We start from the raw sequence: 17559 nt of genomic DNA on the forward strand, positions 1-17559 counted from the left end.
ATCACCGATGGATATTACATTTATTGCTGAAAATTATTAAAACTCTTCAAACTTTCATCTGTTAATTTAAATTATTATGTTAAATTCAGCCCGTTTTTTGCTGGTACTTTTCCAACACCACAAAATAGTAAGATCATGAAAAAAACAGTCCTGCTAATTCCGTGTTTCCTGTTTTCGGCAGCTGGCGCACAGGAAATTGAAAATAGTACATCTGAAAAGATGAATATTATTAAGACGAATGTTACTGCCTATGCATTCAGAAATATCAATCTGTCATATGAGAGAGCAATCAATCAATGGTTTTCAGTCAATATAGGTTTTGGAACCATGCCGGAAGGAAAAGTTCCCTTTATCAATGCATTTCTGAAAGATAAGGATGAAAAAAGGTTTGAGAACCTAAGAGTAAAGGCAACCAATTTCACCATAGAACCAAGGTTTTATATTGGGAAAGGACATGGTAAAGGATTTTATTTCGCTCCTTATTACCGGCATTCCGATGTTTCATCCAACACATTTGATTTTTATTACGATTATAACGGACCTGATGGAAATACCTACCAGATTCCACTTAAAGGAGGAGGAAGCACTAAAGGAAACAGTGGCGGTTTAATGGTGGGAGTGCAGTTCTTCCTCACCAGAAGCCAAAATTTAGTGCTGGATTTCTGGATTGCCGGGGCCCATTATGGAAGTGGAAAAGGAGATTTCAGTATGTCCTCCGACTACGTCCTTACTCCCGATATGCAGGCACAGCTTAAGAAAGAAATAGAAAATCTGGATATTCCATTTGTAAAATATACGGTAGAAACCAATGCCAATGGTGCAAGAATAAAAGTAGACGGACCATGGGCAGGATTCAGAAGCGGACTTTCTTTGGGGTATAGATTTTAAAAAATTACCATATTATATTTTATACCGTTCTCTATTCAGGACGGTTTAATTATTTGCTGATTTTTGTATCTTGGCTTCCTTTAATACCCTTTTTCCGGAAAACTATATATATGAATTCATCCTCTATTACCACTGCCCAAAGAATCAAGGCTATCATAGGCGGCTCCATCGGAAATCTTGTAGAATGGTATGACTGGTATGCCTATGCTGCCTTTGCCATTTACTTTTCCCATTCTTTCTTTCCGGACTCTGACCTTAATGCACAATTGATGAATACAGCCGGTATATTTGCCGTAGGTTTTCTTATGCGCCCTATTGGCGGATGGCTGTTTGGAAGTATTGCAGATAAAATCGGACGAAAAAAAGCAATGACTCTTTCTGTCCTGCTGATGTCTTTTGGTTCGCTGCTTATTGCTCTTACTCCTACCTATCAGTCAATAGGCATTCTTGCACCATTGTTACTTCTTCTGGCAAGACTTCTTCAGGGATTAAGTGTTGGTGGTGAATACGGAGTTTCCGCTACCTATCTAAGTGAAATGGCTACACCAGAACGAAGAGGATTTTATTCCAGTTTTCAATATGTAACATTAATTGGCGGCCAGCTTATAGCGTTGGGCATTCAGCTTATTTTACAGAAATTACTGCTTACGGAGACTCAGCTTGAGGAATGGGGCTGGAGAATCCCTTTCGTAATAGGAGCCATGCTTTCTATCATTGCATTATATCTGCGGGCCAACCTTCACGAAACAGAAGCTTTTGAGAATAAAAAAGAAGTTAATGAGACAAAGAAAGGAACTGTCAAAGAACTTTTCAAACATCCAAAAGCTTTGCTTACCGTAGTTGGACTGACCTTGGGAGGTACATTAGCTTTCTATACTTATACTACTTATATGCAGAAATTTCTGGTCAATACAGTACATCTTACCAAAGAAGAATCTACACTGGTCTCTTTTATTTCTTTATTTATATTTGCCTGTCTTCAGCCGGTATTTGGTGGATTATCTGACAGGATCGGAAGACGCCCTCTTCTTTTAGGTTTTGGGATTCTGGGAACCTTATGCACGGCTCCTCTTCTCACTGCACTTAGTACTACAACTTCAATGTGGGGTGCCTTTTTACTGATTATGACAGCATTAATTATCGTGAGTGGTTACACTTCTATCAACGCTGTTGTAAAAGCAGAACTTTTCCCTTCCGAAATAAGGGCGCTGGGAGTAGGACTTCCTTACGCTGTTACAGTAGCCGTCTTTGGCGGAACTGCAGAGTATATTGCCCTCTGGTTCAAAAAAATAGGATCCGAAGAATACTTCTACTGGTACATTACAGGCTGTATTCTTTTTTCTCTGATCGTCTATGCAGGAATGAAAGACACGAAAAAAATATCAACACTGGATAAAGATTAATATTTTTATAGACTAAAAAAAGTCGCCGCAGATTCTCTGCGGCGACTTTTCTATTTTTAATGATAAGCCTGCTTAAACTTAGCTATTATACCGTCTAGATTGTGACGTTGGACATACACACTTTTTACCTCTTCATACCTTGGCGATTTGTAGAAAACCTCGTGGAAATCCATGCTGCCGTTTCCTACTTTTACAACTTTCTGTACTTCGATATTCAACTTTCTTAATTCGTCTTTAAAGACTTTAAATTCATCGTGGATACTACTGCTCATTAATATTTTTTAGTTTTTTAGTTAAAATTCCAATTTTACCCAATCACCCCATTCAATACCAGGGGTAATGTCTCAAATTCCGATTAAAGTTAGTAAATTTATTGATACGAAGTACCACTTTTACAATATATTATTGTTTTTCATGTAAATAGTTAGCTGATTTTATATCATTAGTGCATATTCCGTATTTTTGACCGAATTAAAAATTATAACAATACTATACAAACTATGAATATCAAAGCATTTTTCTCTTTTTTCTTTATAGCTCTGCTTAGTCTGGTACAGGCCCAGAAACTGGAATTCAAAGCACCGGATTATTCTTTAATTCAAAAAAATATCCAGAATAAAAACTCAGAATTCTATTATCCGGCTCTCTTAAAAAGATTAAAACAGAACGACACACTCCTTACAGGCAGTCAATACCGCCATCTTTATTTTGGATATACATTTCAAAAAGAATACAGACCCTACAAAACAGGCAGGAAAGCTGAAGAAGTAGCGAAATATTATCGGGGAGAAGGTATTTCAGAAAAAGACTTATCAAAAGGAATACAGCTTTTCCAGGATGCATTGGATGAAAATCCTCTGGATCTGCGTGCTATGAATTATCTAGCCTATTTGTACCATCTGACCAATGATGATGATACTGCCAAAAAAATTGCAGGAAGTTTCCATGGGTTATTGGGAGCGATTCTTAGTTCGGGAGATGGACTGAGGTGCGAAACAGGTTTCCACGTTATTTCCGTCACTGATGAGTATGCACTTTTGAGCAGATTTCAAATGGAAACCAAGTCACAAAGCAATAATGGAAAATGCGACTATCAGGAATTTGAAAAAGACAAATATAAGATCCCGGGATTGTATTTTGATGTCAGCAGGTTTTATGGGAAGATATTAGATTAACCAGCCTCAGATATTTTTTACCTATTTAGCCAACATTTACTATTTTAAATGAAATAATATCAATTTTATTATCCATAGAACTGTAAGGGTTTTACTTTTCCAATGAGGATATGAGAGCAGGAAAATATTTTTTTTAAAAAAATATAAAACTGAGTGTAACATTTTAAAAAGGTTCGTCTCTAAAAGACAAATAAACTTTAAAACCTTAGAAATAATGAAAAAATACACATTCCTTCTTATCATCGTTTTATTCTTTCTAGCTGTATGTAATATATTTGGCCAGACAAAAACATATCCTTTTGAAGTAAAGAAAGCCGGAAAAGGCAGCCAGTCTTTAATTTTTATTCCTGGATTTGCTTCTTCGGGAGAAGTGTGGAGCGAAACCACGGCAAAGTTTGAAAAAAACTTTACCTGTTATACTTTAACGATGGCAGGGTTTGCCGGAGTAAAACCAGAGGCCAATGCTACCTTTACAAACTGGGAAAAAGGAATTGCCGCTTATATTAAAGATAACAAAATTGAAAAGCCGATACTCATCGGCCACAGTATGGGAGGAGGCCTCGCTCTTGCTATTGCCGCCGACTATCCTGAGCTGATAGGTAAAATTGTTATTGTTGATGCACTGCCTTGTCTTGCTGCAATATCTGATCCTAATTTTACATCTAAAGAAAATAATGACTGTACATCTATAACTGGTAAATTGACTGCAATGCCGGACGAACAGTTCCGCCAAATGCAGACACAAATGATTCCGCGTCTTCTGGCTGATTCTTCCATGCAGGAAACCGTAATCCGCTGGAGTATGACATCAGACAGAAATACATTTGCCAAAATGTACTGTGATTTCTCTAATACCGATCTGAGAGAAAAGATAAAAAGCATACAATGTCCCTCTCTTATATTGCTGGAATCTTTTTTTGTGAATATGAAACCCGCTATTGAAGCTCAGTACAAAAACTTAAAAAATACCGATATGCAGTATGCTTCAAAAGGATTACACTTCATTATGTATGATGATAAAGAATGGTACTCTAACCAGCTCAATAACTTTTTATCCGCGAAATAATGGTTTTTGAGGAGATATACGAAATCTACTGGCAGAAAATATTCCGCCTGTGTATGGGATACGCCAATGATCCTGACCTGGCAAAGGACCTGGCACAGGAAACCTTTATCATCATATGGCAGCAACTTCCCAAATTCCGAAATGAATCCAGTGTGGGAACATGGATTTTCAGAATAGCTTCCAACAACTGCCTCCGGCAGATTGAAAAAGAAAAAAAATTCACCAAAACAGACCTTCCTTTAAATCTGGAAGAAAAGAAGCATGAATCTTTAGAACCTCAGATACAATTACTGTATCAGTTTATTTCTGAACTTCCCGAAACGGACAGAATTATCATTTCTCTGGAACTAGAGGAAGTAAAACAGGCAGAAATAGCTCATATCACAGGGCTTTCTGAGTCTAACATTCGGGTGAAAATTCATAGGATAAAAGAAAAATTAACGCAAAAGTTTAAAGAAAATGGATCCTAAAATCGATTTCAAAAATATATGGAAACAGCAGACCTCCACCAAGCCTAATCTTGAAGAGCTGCTTGATACGCTGAAAAAATTTAAAAATGAAAATCTGCGTAAGCTTATCTGTTCTAATCTATCAATGACGGCTACTTCCCTACTTATCATTTTTATATGGTATTATTATCAGCCTCAGATGATAACCACAAAACTGGGAATTGTACTGGTTATTCTGGCCATGGCTATATTCCTGATCGCTTATAACAGAATGTTTATGACATTTTATACTATTGACAATACGCAGTCTAACCATAATTATCTCCAAAATTTATATAGAGTAAAAAGTAAACAAAAATTGATGCAAACCACGATGATGAACTTATATTTCATCATGCTGTCTCTGGGAATCTGTCTTTATATGTACGAGTATACCTCACGCATGACCCCTATTTCAGGCATTATAGTCTACGGAATTACCTTATTATGGATTGCATTCAACTGGTTTTACCTGCGACCAAGAACAATCAGAAAACAACAGGGAAAACTTGACGGATTAATCAATAAATTTGAAGAAATAAATAATCAATTACAGGACTAATGAATAATTGTGACAATAAAAAACATTGGGAAAAAGTATATGAAACCAAAAATCCTGATCAGGTAAGCTGGACACAGGAAAAACCAAAGACTTCTCTAGACTTTATCAATTCTCTGGGACTTGGAAAAGAAGCTAAAATTATTGATATCGGAGGCGGAGACAGCAATCTTGTTGATTTTCTTCTTGAAGAAGGATATGAAAATATTACGGTACTGGATATCTCGGCCAAAGCGTTGGAGAAAGCAAAAGAGAGACTGGGAAATGCCGCAGATAAGGTAAAATGGATTGCCACAGACATTACGGCATTTGAACCTTTGGAAACGTATAACATCTGGCATGACAGAGCTGCTTTTCATTTTCTGATAACTCCGGAGCAGGTTTCAAAATATATAGATATTGCAGAGAAAAATATAGATGGTTTTATGATTTTGGGAACTTTTTCTAAAAACGGACCTGCCAAATGCAGCGGACTGGATATCCAGCAATATGATGAAGAATCACTCACTGAAAAATTCGAAGCCGGTTTTGAAAAAATAAAGTGTGTTATTGAAGATCATATCACCCCTTTTGAGACGGTACAGAACTTTGTTTTCTGCAGTTTCAGAAAGCATTAATATTTCTGAGATCAGAGTATAATAAAAAAGAGCCTTCAAAGAGACTCTTTTTTATTATGTATTTAATTTCAGTTTTATTTTTCTATTGTAAAACAAACCTAAAATAGATTGTAAAAGTTCAATATAGGTTATGATTCTTTTTCTTCTTCAATTTCTACTTCGTTACGCAGCTGGGCTTTGTAAAGAGTAGCATAGTATCCATCTTTATCAAGAAGATCAAGGTGGGTTCCTTCTTCTACAATTTTACCGTGTTCCATCACAATGATCTTATCTGCTTTTTCAATAGTAGAAAGTCGGTGTGCTATAATAATGGATGTTCTGTTTTTCGTAATTTTTTCTGTAGCTTTCTGAATTAGTTTTTCGCTTTCATGGTCAATTGAAGATGTTGCCTCATCTAAAATTAAAATTTTAGGATCAGACAGGTACGCTCTAAGGAAAGACAGCAGCTGTCTCTGTCCTAAGGAAATTGAAGATCCTCTTTCACTTACTACATAATCATATCCGCCGGGAAGCTGCTCAATAAACTGATCCACTTCAATCTCTCTCGCACCCGCTTTTATTTTATCCAGTGTGATGCTGTCATCCCCAAAGGCAAGGTTTTCAAAAATACTTCCATGGAAAAGGAAAACATCCTGTAATACAACCCCGATATGACTTCTCAGATTATAAAGTTCATAATCTTTTAAATTCACATCATCAATGAGAATATTTCCGGAATTGATATCATAAAGTCTTGTAATCAGACTGATAATCGTAGATTTCCCAGCTCCTGTTGCCCCCACAATAGCAACAGTCTCCCCAGGGTTTACTTTAAAATCCAGTCCCTTCAATACTTCCTGCTTTTCATCATAAGCAAAATGTACTTTCTGAAATTCTATTTTACCAGCAAAGTGATCTTTTTTTACCGTACCGGTATTGGACATTGAGTTATCTTCATCCATTACTCCCAATACTCTTTCTGCTCCCACAATACCTCTCTGGATATTATTGAAACGGTCTGCGATCTGCCTTAAAGGACGGATCAGCATTGAAATATACTGAATAAAAGCAATCACCACTCCGGCACTGATCGTGATATATCCTCCATAAAAAAGAATAAACCCGATAAACAGTGAAGAAATAAGTTCTACAACCGGAAAGAATAATGAGAAAATAAAAACGGTTCTCAATAATGCACTTTTCAGCGTTATATTAATATCATCAAATCTTTTAAATTCTGCTTCCTGTCTGTTGAAAACCTGAATAATAGACATTCCGGCCAGTCTTTCCTGTACAAATGAATTCTGATTGGCAGTCCATGTTCTTTCATCTCCAAAAGCTTTTTTCAGCCTTTTCTGGAAAAATCTTGTGATCACAACCATTAAAGGAAGGATTGCCAGGGTAATGTAGCTTAAATGTACATTGGTACTGAACATCATGATCAATACAAAAACAATTCTGAGAATATCTCCGAAAACCATCAGGAATCCGTCTGTGTAAACGGTAGCAATAGTCTCCACATCACCTACAGCACGGGTAACCAGCTGACCGATCGGCGTTTTATCAAAAAATGAAGTTCTAAAATAAATCAGTTTTGCGTATAACCTTTCTCTGATATCACGGATAACGTTCTGCGAAATAAAGTTGGAAAAATAAACCAGAAAAAAGTTAAGAACAGTTTCTGCAAATACCAACCCTACCAGGATATAAATATGCTTCATCATTAAAGCTTTATCCTGAAGTTTTGTAATATCATTATCCACCACCTGCATCGTCAGGTAAGGTCTGTAGGTAGAAACAATAGAAAGTATAATGGAAATTATCAGGGTAAGAATGAACCAAGAACGGAACTTCATTCCGATAAAGAACAGCCTTTTTATAATTTCCCAGGTATCTTGTTTTTTCATTGTACGAATAGAAGAAAAGAATTAAAATAAAATTCTATGCAAAAATAAGACTTTCTAACCGTACAGCCTTTAGAACTTTTATAAATCGCAATAGAAAATTTCTGATAGCGGTTATTTACAGAATGAATATCCTTTCACTGCTTAGATCCTGCTTTCCGGATCATTAAGAGATAAGGAGACTCATTAAGCAGGGTTTTCTTACCCGCCAATTCTGTAATTATTGAAAAACACCCCTGTTTCAACCCTTCCGGCTTTCCCGATGGGGTGAAACAAACTATCGGGAAGTCCCGGTAAGTTGTTACAAGGCTGTTTGTAATGATCGGGGAACTCCGGTAGTCTCCTGCAAATTGAGGAGAATCACCGGAAGGCTCAGGTGAGTTATTTTGAGGCCGTTTGTAATCAAACGACTTCTCTCTACCTGCTAAAGCCTCTGCTCATCTCCCGAAATTGTACCTATCTGCTCGATTTCAATAGACGGCTTCTGTAACTTTTCTTTTTTATATTTCTTCTCAAGAAGCTGATAAACTCCCAAAACAACTACAATAGAAATAAGCCAGTTCACAAGATTAACTCCGGAAAACCCTGTATAATTTAAATTATTTAAGGACTCCGGATCTGTTGAACCTACGTAAAAACAATAGCTGAATATTAAAATAATTTGAGTTCCTAGATAAATTCCTATAGCCAGTATTCCCAGCTGCCATTTTGTTTTTCCAAATCTTTCAGCTAATTGTGCATAATACCGGTATGCACCGATAAGAATAAAAATTGATAACATAGTTATTATGATTTAGTTTTTTAGTTCTGTTTTAAAATTCGTATCCTACATCTACCAGATACAGACCATGCCCCGGAGCTGAGGTTCCTGCAGCGTTACGGTTCTTATTTTCAATCACTTTACGTAAATCTTCCGGCTTCAGTTTTCCGGTTCCTATTTCTACCATCGTTCCTACAATGGCACGAACCATATTTCTGAGAAAACGATTGGCCGAAACAGTGAACTTCAGTTCCGTTCCGTTCTGCTCCCATTCTGCCTTATATATCTTGCAGATATTGGTTTTATTGTCTGTTTTTAATTTCGCAAAGCTGGTAAAATCCTCATATTCAAACAGAATTTCACAGGCTTCATTCATTTTTTCAATATCCAGCGGTCTTTTCCAGTGCTGCCAGGCAGATTCCTGTGTGAACGGATTCTTAGACAGTGAAATATTGTATTCGTACGTTCTGTAAGTAGCATCAAAACGGGCATGAAAATCATCTTTCACCGGAAAAATTCTTTCAATAGAAATATCTGGCGGCAGAAAGCTGTTCAGTCTTCGTGGCAGCTGAACATCAAGCTCTTTTTCTGTATCAAAATGAGCAAATATTTTTTTTGCGTGAACGCCGGTATCTGTTCTTCCGGCACCGGTTGTTTTAATGTCTTCCCGCAAAATGGTAGAAAGAGCTTTTTCCAGCTCTTCCTGTACAGAAATGGCGTCCGGCTGTATCTGGTAGCCGAAATAATTCTTTCCGTTGTAAGAAAATTCAATAAAGTATCTCAAAGTATAATAATAACTCCACAAAAATACTGTAATTTAACGAAATATTTATTGAAAAGTCTTTGCGAATGTTGCCTAAAATGCTTCTGAAAATTCCTATTTTTGCAATCGTATGAAAAGATGGTACCTTTATCCTTTTTCCCTCGGTTATCATATGGTAACGGGTTTCCGGAACACAATGTATGATCTGGGAATTTTTAAGTCGACAAAATTCAAAACACCGATAATCAATGTCGGAAACCTTTCTGTGGGCGGAAGCGGAAAGTCACCCATGGTGATGTATCTTGCTCAGTTTCTATCCAAACATTACAGAACCGGAGTTTTATCCCGGGGATACGGAAGGCTCACCAAAGGGTATGAAGTCACTAATTATGACAGCAACTACAAAATAGTGGGTGATGAAGCGATGCAGCTTTTTGAACGTTTCAAAAACCGTTTTGTCATTGCCGTTTCTGAAGAACGTGTACCTGGTGCCAAAAAAGTGATTGAAGACATGGATCTTGGGGTTCTGGTATTGGATGATGCCTTTCAGCACAGAGCGATCAAAGCCGGTTTCAATATTTTGATGACGGATTTTAATGATCCTTTTTTCAAGGATTATATTCTTCCTGCCGGCGATCTGAGAGAATCCAGAGCTGGATACAAGAGAGCAGACATCATCATGGTCAGCAAATGTCCTGATGAACTGACGGAAGAAACCAAAAGGTATTATATCTCCAGAATACGACCTGCCTATGGCCAGAAAGTATTCTTTTCATCCATTGGCTATGACGAAAATGTATACGGAAAAGATAAAATACTTCCGGATAACAACCTGAATTATTATGATATTCTGCTGATCACAGGAATTGCCAATCCTAAACCTCTTCTGGAACATCTGGCAAAATTCTCGCAAAGGGTTAAGCATTTAAAATTCAGGGATCATCATAATTTCACGGATGAGGATATTAAAAAAATCCTTGCCGAGTATAAAAAATTAGGGGAATATAAACTGATATTAACCACAGAGAAAGATTATGTACGTCTGAAAACTTTTGACTATCTTAGAGAAATTGTTTACTACTGGCCTATCAATGTTGTCATTGATAAAAAAGAAGAATTCAATCAAATCATCTTAGACTATGTTAAAAAAAATTAAAGAGACCGCTGATTTTATAGAAAAAATTATTCAGGAAACTCCTGATTTTGCTGTCGTTTTAGGATCCGGACTGGGAAAATTGCAGAATGAGGTAGAGCCGATCCATGTTTTAGAGTACAAAAACATCCCTCATTTTCCACAGACTACCGTTGCAGGACATACCGGAAAACTGATCTATGGACTACTGGAAGGTAAAAAAGTGCTGATGATGAGTGGGCGTTTTCATTATTATGAAGGCCACACAATGGAAACGGTCACTTTTCCTGTCAGAGTTTTTCATTTACTTGGAATTAAAAATCTTATCCTTTCCAACGCCTGCGGTGGAGTAAACCAGGCCTACAGTGTTGCTGATATTGTAATCGTAAAGGATCACATCAACATGATGCCGGAACATCCGCTTCGTGGAAAAAATATTGATGAACTTGGACCACGTTTTGTGGATATGAGTGAACCTTACAACAAGAAAATGATCAGTGCCGCTGAACAGGTTGCTTCAGACAACAATATTAAAATCCATCAGGGGGTATATGTTGCCCTTCAGGGTCCAACTTTTGAAACTCCGGCTGAATATGGTATGATCAAAGCTATTGGTGGAGATATGGTAGGAATGAGCACCGTTCCCGAAGTTATTGTCGCCAAACATATGGGAATGGAGGTATTCTGCATGTCTGTTATTACAGATCTTGGTGGACCTGATATTGCTTTTGCTGTTTCTCACGAAGAAGTTTTAAACGCTGCCAATAAAGCAATGCCCAATGTAATTACTGTTGTAAAAGGTCTGATTAAAAATTATCAATAACCTTTATTCTCTACAAAAACAGAATACCTAAGACATTGTAAATCTTAACATTGACATCAAAAAACCTTCTGAAAACTTCTCATTTCAAAGACTTTTGAGCTAACCAACTGAGAATTCCCATCCTTTATTCAAAAATTTTTGACGGGGTGATTTAGATATTCTCAAGAATTACAAAACCCATAGAATTTTTCAATTGATTCATTTTCTTCCTCTCCAATTCCGATTCATTGTTTAGATTTGTACAAATGAAATTGTACGAAATGAGAAAGTTGTTATTAATTTTTATGATAGGTATTTTTGGGATAAGCTATTCACAGAAAGTACCTGCCGTTCTTAAAACCAGTTTTTCCAAAGAAGCTCTAAAACAGAAACTTGAAGATGAAGACGGAAAGGCAATCACTATCCAGCAGGTCCTTGATCAGCATAAAGGAAAAGTTTTGTTAATCGATTTTTGGGCCGGATGGTGCAGAGACTGTCTTCAGGCATTCCCAAAAGCTGAGATATTAGAAAAAAATAACCCGAATATAGATTTTGTGTTTCTTTCGCTGGAAAGATCAAAAGAAGGTTTTGATAAAAGCCTTGCAAGATTCAACATGAAGGATAAAGAGAACTATTGGTTTGCTTCAGGCTGGAAAAATGATTTTAATAATTATGTAGATCTGAACTGGATTCCAAGATATATGATTATCGATCAAAAATCTTCCATTGCCAAATATTATGCGATCTCCCCTGAAGATCCTGAAATCCAACAGACTATAGACAACCTTTTGAAATAGTTATACATTTATTTTACACCATGATCATAAGAGAAGCCACAGAAAAGGATTTGGAGATCCTGTTAACATTTGAGCAGGGAATAGTTACTGCAGAGAGACCTTTTAACAGTACCCTTAAGGACGGAGAGATTCATTATTATGACCTGAGCGAATTTATTAAGTCTCCAGATGCTATTTTGATTGTTGCAGAGGAGGATAACGAAATTGTAGGTTCCGGTTATGCTCTGATTAAAAAGCCTGAAAAGGATTATAACAATTTTGAAAACTATGCTTATCTGGGCTTTATGTATGTAAAACCTGAATACAGAGGCAAAGGTATCAATAAAGTAATCACTGATGAGCTAGTCGGCTGGTCAAAATCGAAAGGGATTTCAGAAGTTAGGCTTGATGTTTATACCCAAAACGAATCTGCTATAAAAGCATATGAAAAAGCTGGTTTTGAACCCTTACTTCTTACTATGAGATTGAAATAATAACGAAAAAATTTATCGTAAATAAAGGAATCCATATCTTTGTGATATGGATTTTTTGTTGCCACTTCGTAAGATTATTCACGTAGATATGGATGCTTTTTATGCTTCTGTGGAACAGCATGATAATCCAGTCCTTAAGGGAAAGCCTATTGCTGTTGGCGGCCAGCACCGGGGAGTCGTTGCTGCAGCCAGCTATGAAGCCAGAAAATATGGAGTTCGATCTGCAATGCCCAGCAAAACAGCAAAAGAAAAATGCCCTCATCTAATATTTGTCCCTCCACGATTTGCCCGATATAAAGAAATTTCAAAAAAAATACGGGACATATTCTATGAATATACTGATCTGGTAGAACCGCTTTCTCTGGACGAAGCTTATCTGGATGTCACGGAAAATAAAAAAGGAATGGAATCTGCCAATCTGATCGCCAGGGAGATTCGTCAAAAAATATTTGAGGAAACCGGACTAACTGCTTCTGCAGGAATATCTGTCAATAAATTTTTAGCTAAAGTAGCTTCTGATATCAATAAACCCAACGGACAGAAAACTATTCATCCAGATAAAGTGGAAAGCTTTCTGGAAGAGTTACCTGTAGAAAAATTTTATGGTGTCGGAAAGGTAACGGCTAACAAAATGTTCAGTTTAGGAATTTATAAAGGAAAAGATTTAAAGAAAAGGTCAGTGGAAGAACTGGTGAAGCTTTTCGGAAAATCCGGTAATCACTATTATAATGTGGTACGAGGTATCCATACTTCTGAAGTGAAACCTCATCGGATCCAGAAAAGTGTGGCTGTAGAACGTACATTTTTTGAAGACCTTTTTGATGAACAGCAGATTAATGAAAAGCTGGAAAGCCTGAGTGAGGAGCTCCATCAGCGGCTGCAGAAAAACAATATCCTGGGAAGAACTTTAACTTTAAAAATTAAATACAAAGATTTCTCCCTTTTCACCCGAAGTCTTACAAGAGAAGAATATTTCAATACTCCGGAACAATATTTCAATACCGGAAAAAAACTATGGGAACTTCGTCCATATGATAAAGCAGTCCGTTTGCTGGGATTATCTCTGTCTCACCTTAATACAGAGGAAAAAAAACAGATTTCTGTTCAACTAAAAATCCCGTTTGAAGAATTTGAAAACCAATAGGTCATATTTTTTTGCTACCTTGTAGGTACCAAATAAAACAAATTTATGAACCTTACAATGATTCAGTTTTTCCACTGGTATTCTGAAGGCGATGGAAAGCTGTGGAAAGAAGCTGAGAAACAGGCTGAATATTTATCAAAACTAGGAATCACATCTGTATGGTTCCCTCCCGCTTACAAAGGGACAAATGGCGGTTATTCTACAGGATATGACGCCTATGACCTCTACGATCTGGGAGAATTTGATCAGAAAGGAACGATTCCCACAAAATACGGTACCAAAAATGATTATATAAAAGCAATCAAAGCTTTAAAAAAGCAAAATATAGAAATCATTGCAGATATTGTATTGGGTCATAAAGCAGGTGGTGATGAGCTGGAAAAGTTCAAAGCCGTCAAAGTAGATGAGAATAACAGGGATAAAATAATTTCTGATGTTATTGAAATAGAGTCTTACACAAAATTCACCTTTCCCGGACGAGGAAAAAAATATTCTGATTTTGAATGGAACTTTACCTGCTTCAGTGGTGTAGATTATGCGGAAGGAATGGATTCCCACATCTTTAAGATTCAGTCTGAATACGGCAATGACTGGGAAGAAATGATAGATGATGAAAAGGGTAATTACGACTACCTGATGTATAATGACATCGAACACCGAAATCCTTTTGTACGGGAAGAGCTAAATGACTGGGCGAAATGGTATTTTGACCAAACCGATTTTGACGGGGTAAGGCTGGACGCTTTAAAGCATATTTCTTTTAGTTTTTATAAGGAATGGATTACCCTGCTCCGCTCCAATTCGGGTAAAAATATTTTTGCAGTGGGAGAATACTGGGCTCCCGGATATCTTCATCTGCTTCAGAAATATATTGAGGTAACGGAGGGTTGTATGAGCCTTTTTGACAGTTCTTTGCAGAATAATTTCCATACAGCCTCCAAAGAAGGAGGGTCTTATGATCTCAGAAAAATTTTTGACGAAACCCTTACCCAGGCAGATCCTATGCATTCTGTGAGCCTTGTTGCCAATCATGACACCCAGCCTCTTCAGGATCTTGAAGCGCCTGTTGAGCCCTGGTTCAAATCTATAGCTTATGCCTTGATTTTACTGCGTAAAGATGGTTATCCATGTATTTTTTACCCTGATCTTTATGGGGCTCATTATGTTGACAAAGACCGGGAAGGTAATGATCAGGAAATATTCATGCCCAAAGTAGATGGTATTGAAGAGCTTCTGAAAGCAAGAAAAGAATACGCTTACGGCGAACAACGGGATTATTTTGAAGACGCCAATTGCCTGGGATGGATTCGTGAGGGAGATGATGAACATACAGGATGCGCTGTGGTACTCAGTAATAAAGATGCCTACCATAAACCTATGGAACTAGGAAAACGATATGCCGGAAAAACATGCAAAGATCTATTGAAAAGATGTAAGGAAAAGGTAATGATTGATGAAAATGGCTGGGGAGATTTCCCTGTACCGGCCGGAAATGTGAGCGTCTGGATTCCTGAATAATCTTGAATAAAAAATTCTTTAAAACAAAGGTATATACGACTGAAGATATTTTCCTGGTCATATATACCTTATTCTTATTAACTAAAGTTAAAGATATTTAGCAATAAATGTATTGGCAATACCAGATATCTTTAGCCCATTCGCAGCATTCACCACTTTCATTGGAAACACAGCATACTTTACCTTTGTTGATATCTCCGGCTTTTAAACTTTTAAGCTCCTGACGATTTAGCTTTCGTATGTTTTGATTTTTGGTTGTTTTCATATTAATTATTTTTATGATTTAGTTATTAAATTTACATTAAAAACGATAATTATGAATACATATTTAACGTCAAAATTTAAATATAAATGATTTATTGACTATTTAAATAGTAAAAACGTATGAATAATTACCAGTCAAATATTTGATTTGATACGATTCCTTAGGAGCAGAATGATTTCCTCTTCAGCTGCAATATTCGTAAAAATGGAGATGTTCAAAAAAACTTAAGTGCATTTTTTATATTAACCATCACACTCAAAAATAACTTTTGTGATTAAAGGACATTTATATTTTTCTGATTTCAAGAATTTCCGGTCTTTCAGATTCGTCTGATATTTTTCCAGTCCGGGCAAACTCAGCCCAGAGTCCCCTTAGTCTTTCACCATTCTCATGAATACGGTTCCAGGGAATGTCTCTCAGCATTTCAGAAGTTTTCCATGCAGATTCATTACCGAAAATCAATGGAAGATCAATACAGTGCGGTGCGCCTATGTGGTTATTATTCAATTTTGAATAAATTCTGAACAAATATACATTTCCTCCTCCTTCTGCGTGATTTTCCGCAAATTTCTTCGCTGGATCACCATAAATTAATGTTGTAGATTTCTCAACAGTTTTATCTAAAATTATCCTTCCTATTCCTTTTCCAAAATATTTATTTAAAGCCTCGGAAGTCTTGAGATAAAAGGCAGTTTCATCATTATTCAGCCCAATAAGAACGTCATATTTTTTTGCATTTTCTCTCCACTTTTCTATGGACTCCTGTTCTTTGCACAAAGGAGGGAATCCGTATTGGGTTCCAAAAGGCATTGCTGCTTTCAAACCATATTTTATCACAGATGGAACAAACCGTCCATAGTCATCCATCATCTTCAGAGCATCCACCTCATCTTTCAGGAATTCTGTTTTCTTCAGAAACTCTTCTGACATTTTCTGTCTCTTATGGCGCAATCCCAAAGGAGCACTCTGAATAATCACCCGCTGAAACAATCCTTCTACTCCTTCAGAAATCATCAGATGAGCAATGGCATCACCACCGGAAGACTGTCCGAGAAGGGTAATATTATCACTATCTCCTCCAAAATCAGATATATATAGTTTGATCCATTTCAATGCTTCAATGATATCAAACAAGCCAAGATTGGGCGGCCTTTTTTCATTACCTCCTAAAAAACCGAAAATTCCCAGACGATACGAAACTGTAACTACAATGATATGCTGTTCTTTTACCCATTCTGCAGGATCAGCCGTTGATAAATCGCCACATCCTATTTCATGCGATCCCCCGTGAATCCACACCACGACAGGGAGTTTTTCGTTCTCAGCTCTATTGTCAGGACAGGTTATGGAAAGATATTGGGTAGATTCATCAGCTTCAAACTCTTCTACATGGGTAACACCTATCATCTTTTCCACCAGAGGGCTTAGCTTCTGCGGGCAAACGGGAGTTTTATCTGGTGAAATAATATCTGTAAGTGAAGGTTCTGCCTGAACAGGTTTTTGGTATCGTTTAGAATGTGCATAACGGATACTTTTGGCTTTAGTAACCCCATTTTCTTTTAATGCTGTGATTCTGCCGAATCTGGTTTCAAAAATACAGGTTTCTTTCTGCTGTGATTTCATTGTAAAACTGCAAAAATTATATATTAAAGATAACTCTGTTTTTTGAAAATAAAAAACTTACATGATTGATTTTTTTAAACACAGATATCACAAATTTGCACACCATTCTTCAGTAACGGGTAGCATATTACTGATAAAAAATCGTGCATCCGGAGCTGGCAAAGAATACGATATCTTTTGTTTTGGCTACGAATGCACGATCA

19 protein-coding genes are annotated in these 17559 nt (G+C 36.9%); 13 read left to right on the top strand and 6 right to left on the bottom strand.

The features are described 5' to 3' along the window. Positions 1-135 precede the first annotated feature (135 nt). Both LF887_RS20615 and LF887_RS20620 read left to right on the top strand, forming a co-directional pair. Positions 136-888, top strand: a complete 753-nt coding sequence (locus tag LF887_RS20615; RefSeq protein WP_236856150.1) for a DUF3575 domain-containing protein — start codon at positions 136-138, stop codon at positions 886-888. 110 nt (positions 889-998) lie between these two features. Further along, complete coding sequence (locus tag LF887_RS20620; RefSeq protein ID WP_236856151.1) at positions 999-2291, top strand: MFS transporter; 1293 nt, start codon at positions 999-1001, stop codon at positions 2289-2291. 56 nt (positions 2292-2347) lie between these two features. Here LF887_RS20620 and LF887_RS20625 read toward each other — a convergent pair whose 3' ends face one another. Then, positions 2348-2563 carry a hypothetical protein gene (locus tag LF887_RS20625; protein ID WP_236856152.1) on the bottom strand — a complete coding sequence of 72 codons (216 nt, stop codon included), beginning with the start codon at positions 2561-2563 and terminating at the stop codon, positions 2348-2350. 228 nt (positions 2564-2791) lie between these two features. Here LF887_RS20625 and LF887_RS20630 point away from each other — a divergent pair, with 228 nt between their 5' ends. The 5 genes from LF887_RS20630 (at position 2792) to LF887_RS20650 (ending at position 6196) form a co-directional block, all read left to right on the top strand. After that, on the top strand, positions 2792-3466 hold the full coding sequence (locus LF887_RS20630; protein WP_236856153.1) for a DUF4919 domain-containing protein: 675 nt from the start codon (positions 2792-2794) through the stop codon (positions 3464-3466). Positions 3467-3680: 214 nt separating this feature from the next. Then, positions 3681-4532 carry an alpha/beta fold hydrolase gene (locus tag LF887_RS20635; protein WP_236856154.1) on the top strand — a complete coding sequence of 284 codons (852 nt, stop codon included), beginning with the start codon at positions 3681-3683 and terminating at the stop codon, positions 4530-4532. Beyond that, positions 4532-5002, top strand: coding sequence for an RNA polymerase sigma factor (locus LF887_RS20640; RefSeq protein ID WP_236856155.1), 471 nt, complete (start codon positions 4532-4534; stop codon positions 5000-5002). The genes LF887_RS20635 and LF887_RS20640 overlap by 1 nt, the downstream gene beginning before the upstream one ends. Next, a complete protein-coding gene (locus tag LF887_RS20645) occupies positions 4992-5582 on the top strand; it encodes a hypothetical protein (protein WP_236856156.1) in 591 nt (196 codons plus the stop codon). The genes LF887_RS20640 and LF887_RS20645 overlap by 11 nt, the downstream gene beginning before the upstream one ends. Next, positions 5582-6196, top strand: coding sequence for a class I SAM-dependent methyltransferase (locus LF887_RS20650; protein ID WP_236856157.1), 615 nt, complete (start codon positions 5582-5584; stop codon positions 6194-6196). Before LF887_RS20645 ends, LF887_RS20650 begins: the two co-directional genes overlap by 1 nt. A gap of 128 nt (positions 6197-6324) precedes the next feature. Here the strand turns inward: LF887_RS20650 and LF887_RS20655 are convergent, their stop codons facing one another. The 3 genes from LF887_RS20655 to truA all read right to left on the bottom strand — a co-directional run bounded on the left by LF887_RS20655 (position 6325) and on the right by truA (position 9623). Next, positions 6325-8082: an ABC transporter ATP-binding protein gene (locus tag LF887_RS20655; RefSeq protein ID WP_236856158.1), complete on the bottom strand. Its 1758-nt coding sequence runs from the start codon at positions 8080-8082 to the stop codon at positions 6325-6327. Between the two features lie 421 nt (positions 8083-8503). Beyond that, a complete protein-coding gene (locus LF887_RS20660) occupies positions 8504-8860 on the bottom strand; it encodes a hypothetical protein (protein ID WP_236856159.1) in 357 nt (118 codons plus the stop codon). A 31-nt stretch (positions 8861-8891) separates the two neighbouring features. Continuing rightward, positions 8892-9623 (bottom strand): tRNA pseudouridine(38-40) synthase TruA, encoded by a 732-nt coding sequence (truA, locus tag LF887_RS20665; RefSeq protein WP_236856160.1) that lies wholly within the window; start codon positions 9621-9623, stop codon positions 8892-8894. A gap of 109 nt (positions 9624-9732) precedes the next feature. On the opposite strand from truA, the gene lpxK reads away from it, so the two are divergent. The 6 genes from lpxK to LF887_RS20695 all read left to right on the top strand — a co-directional run bounded on the left by lpxK (position 9733) and on the right by LF887_RS20695 (position 15468). After that, entirely contained in the window at positions 9733-10758 is a 1026-nt protein-coding gene (lpxK, locus tag LF887_RS20670) for a tetraacyldisaccharide 4'-kinase (protein WP_236856161.1), read from the top strand. Continuing rightward, a complete protein-coding gene (locus LF887_RS20675) occupies positions 10742-11557 on the top strand; it encodes a purine-nucleoside phosphorylase (RefSeq protein ID WP_236856162.1) in 816 nt (271 codons plus the stop codon). Before lpxK ends, LF887_RS20675 begins: the two co-directional genes overlap by 17 nt. Positions 11558-11817: 260 nt before the next feature. Next, on the top strand, positions 11818-12333 hold the full coding sequence (locus LF887_RS20680) for a TlpA family protein disulfide reductase (protein ID WP_236856163.1): 516 nt from the start codon (positions 11818-11820) through the stop codon (positions 12331-12333). Positions 12334-12353: 20 nt separating this feature from the next. Continuing rightward, positions 12354-12806 carry a GNAT family N-acetyltransferase gene (locus tag LF887_RS20685; RefSeq protein ID WP_236856164.1) on the top strand — a complete coding sequence of 151 codons (453 nt, stop codon included), beginning with the start codon at positions 12354-12356 and terminating at the stop codon, positions 12804-12806. Positions 12807-12852: 46 nt separating this feature from the next. After that, positions 12853-13950, top strand: a complete 1098-nt coding sequence (gene dinB / locus LF887_RS20690; RefSeq protein WP_236856165.1) for a DNA polymerase IV — start codon at positions 12853-12855, stop codon at positions 13948-13950. A 45-nt stretch (positions 13951-13995) separates the two neighbouring features. Further along, entirely contained in the window at positions 13996-15468 is a 1473-nt protein-coding gene (locus LF887_RS20695; RefSeq protein ID WP_236856166.1) for an alpha-amylase, read from the top strand. Between the two features lie 97 nt (positions 15469-15565). On the opposite strand, the gene LF887_RS20700 is transcribed toward LF887_RS20695, so the two are convergent. Together LF887_RS20700 and LF887_RS20705 are read right to left on the bottom strand one after the other, a co-directional pair. Further along, on the bottom strand, positions 15566-15733 hold the full coding sequence (locus LF887_RS20700) for a hypothetical protein (protein WP_236856167.1): 168 nt from the start codon (positions 15731-15733) through the stop codon (positions 15566-15568). Between the two features lie 285 nt (positions 15734-16018). After that, positions 16019-17356, bottom strand: coding sequence for a carboxylesterase family protein (locus LF887_RS20705; protein ID WP_236856168.1), 1338 nt, complete (start codon positions 17354-17356; stop codon positions 16019-16021). Positions 17357-17559: the final 203 nt, after the last annotated feature.

This window comes from Chryseobacterium sp. MEBOG06 (assembly GCF_021869765.1).
In the GTDB taxonomy this organism is placed as follows: domain Bacteria; phylum Bacteroidota; class Bacteroidia; order Flavobacteriales; family Weeksellaceae; genus Chryseobacterium.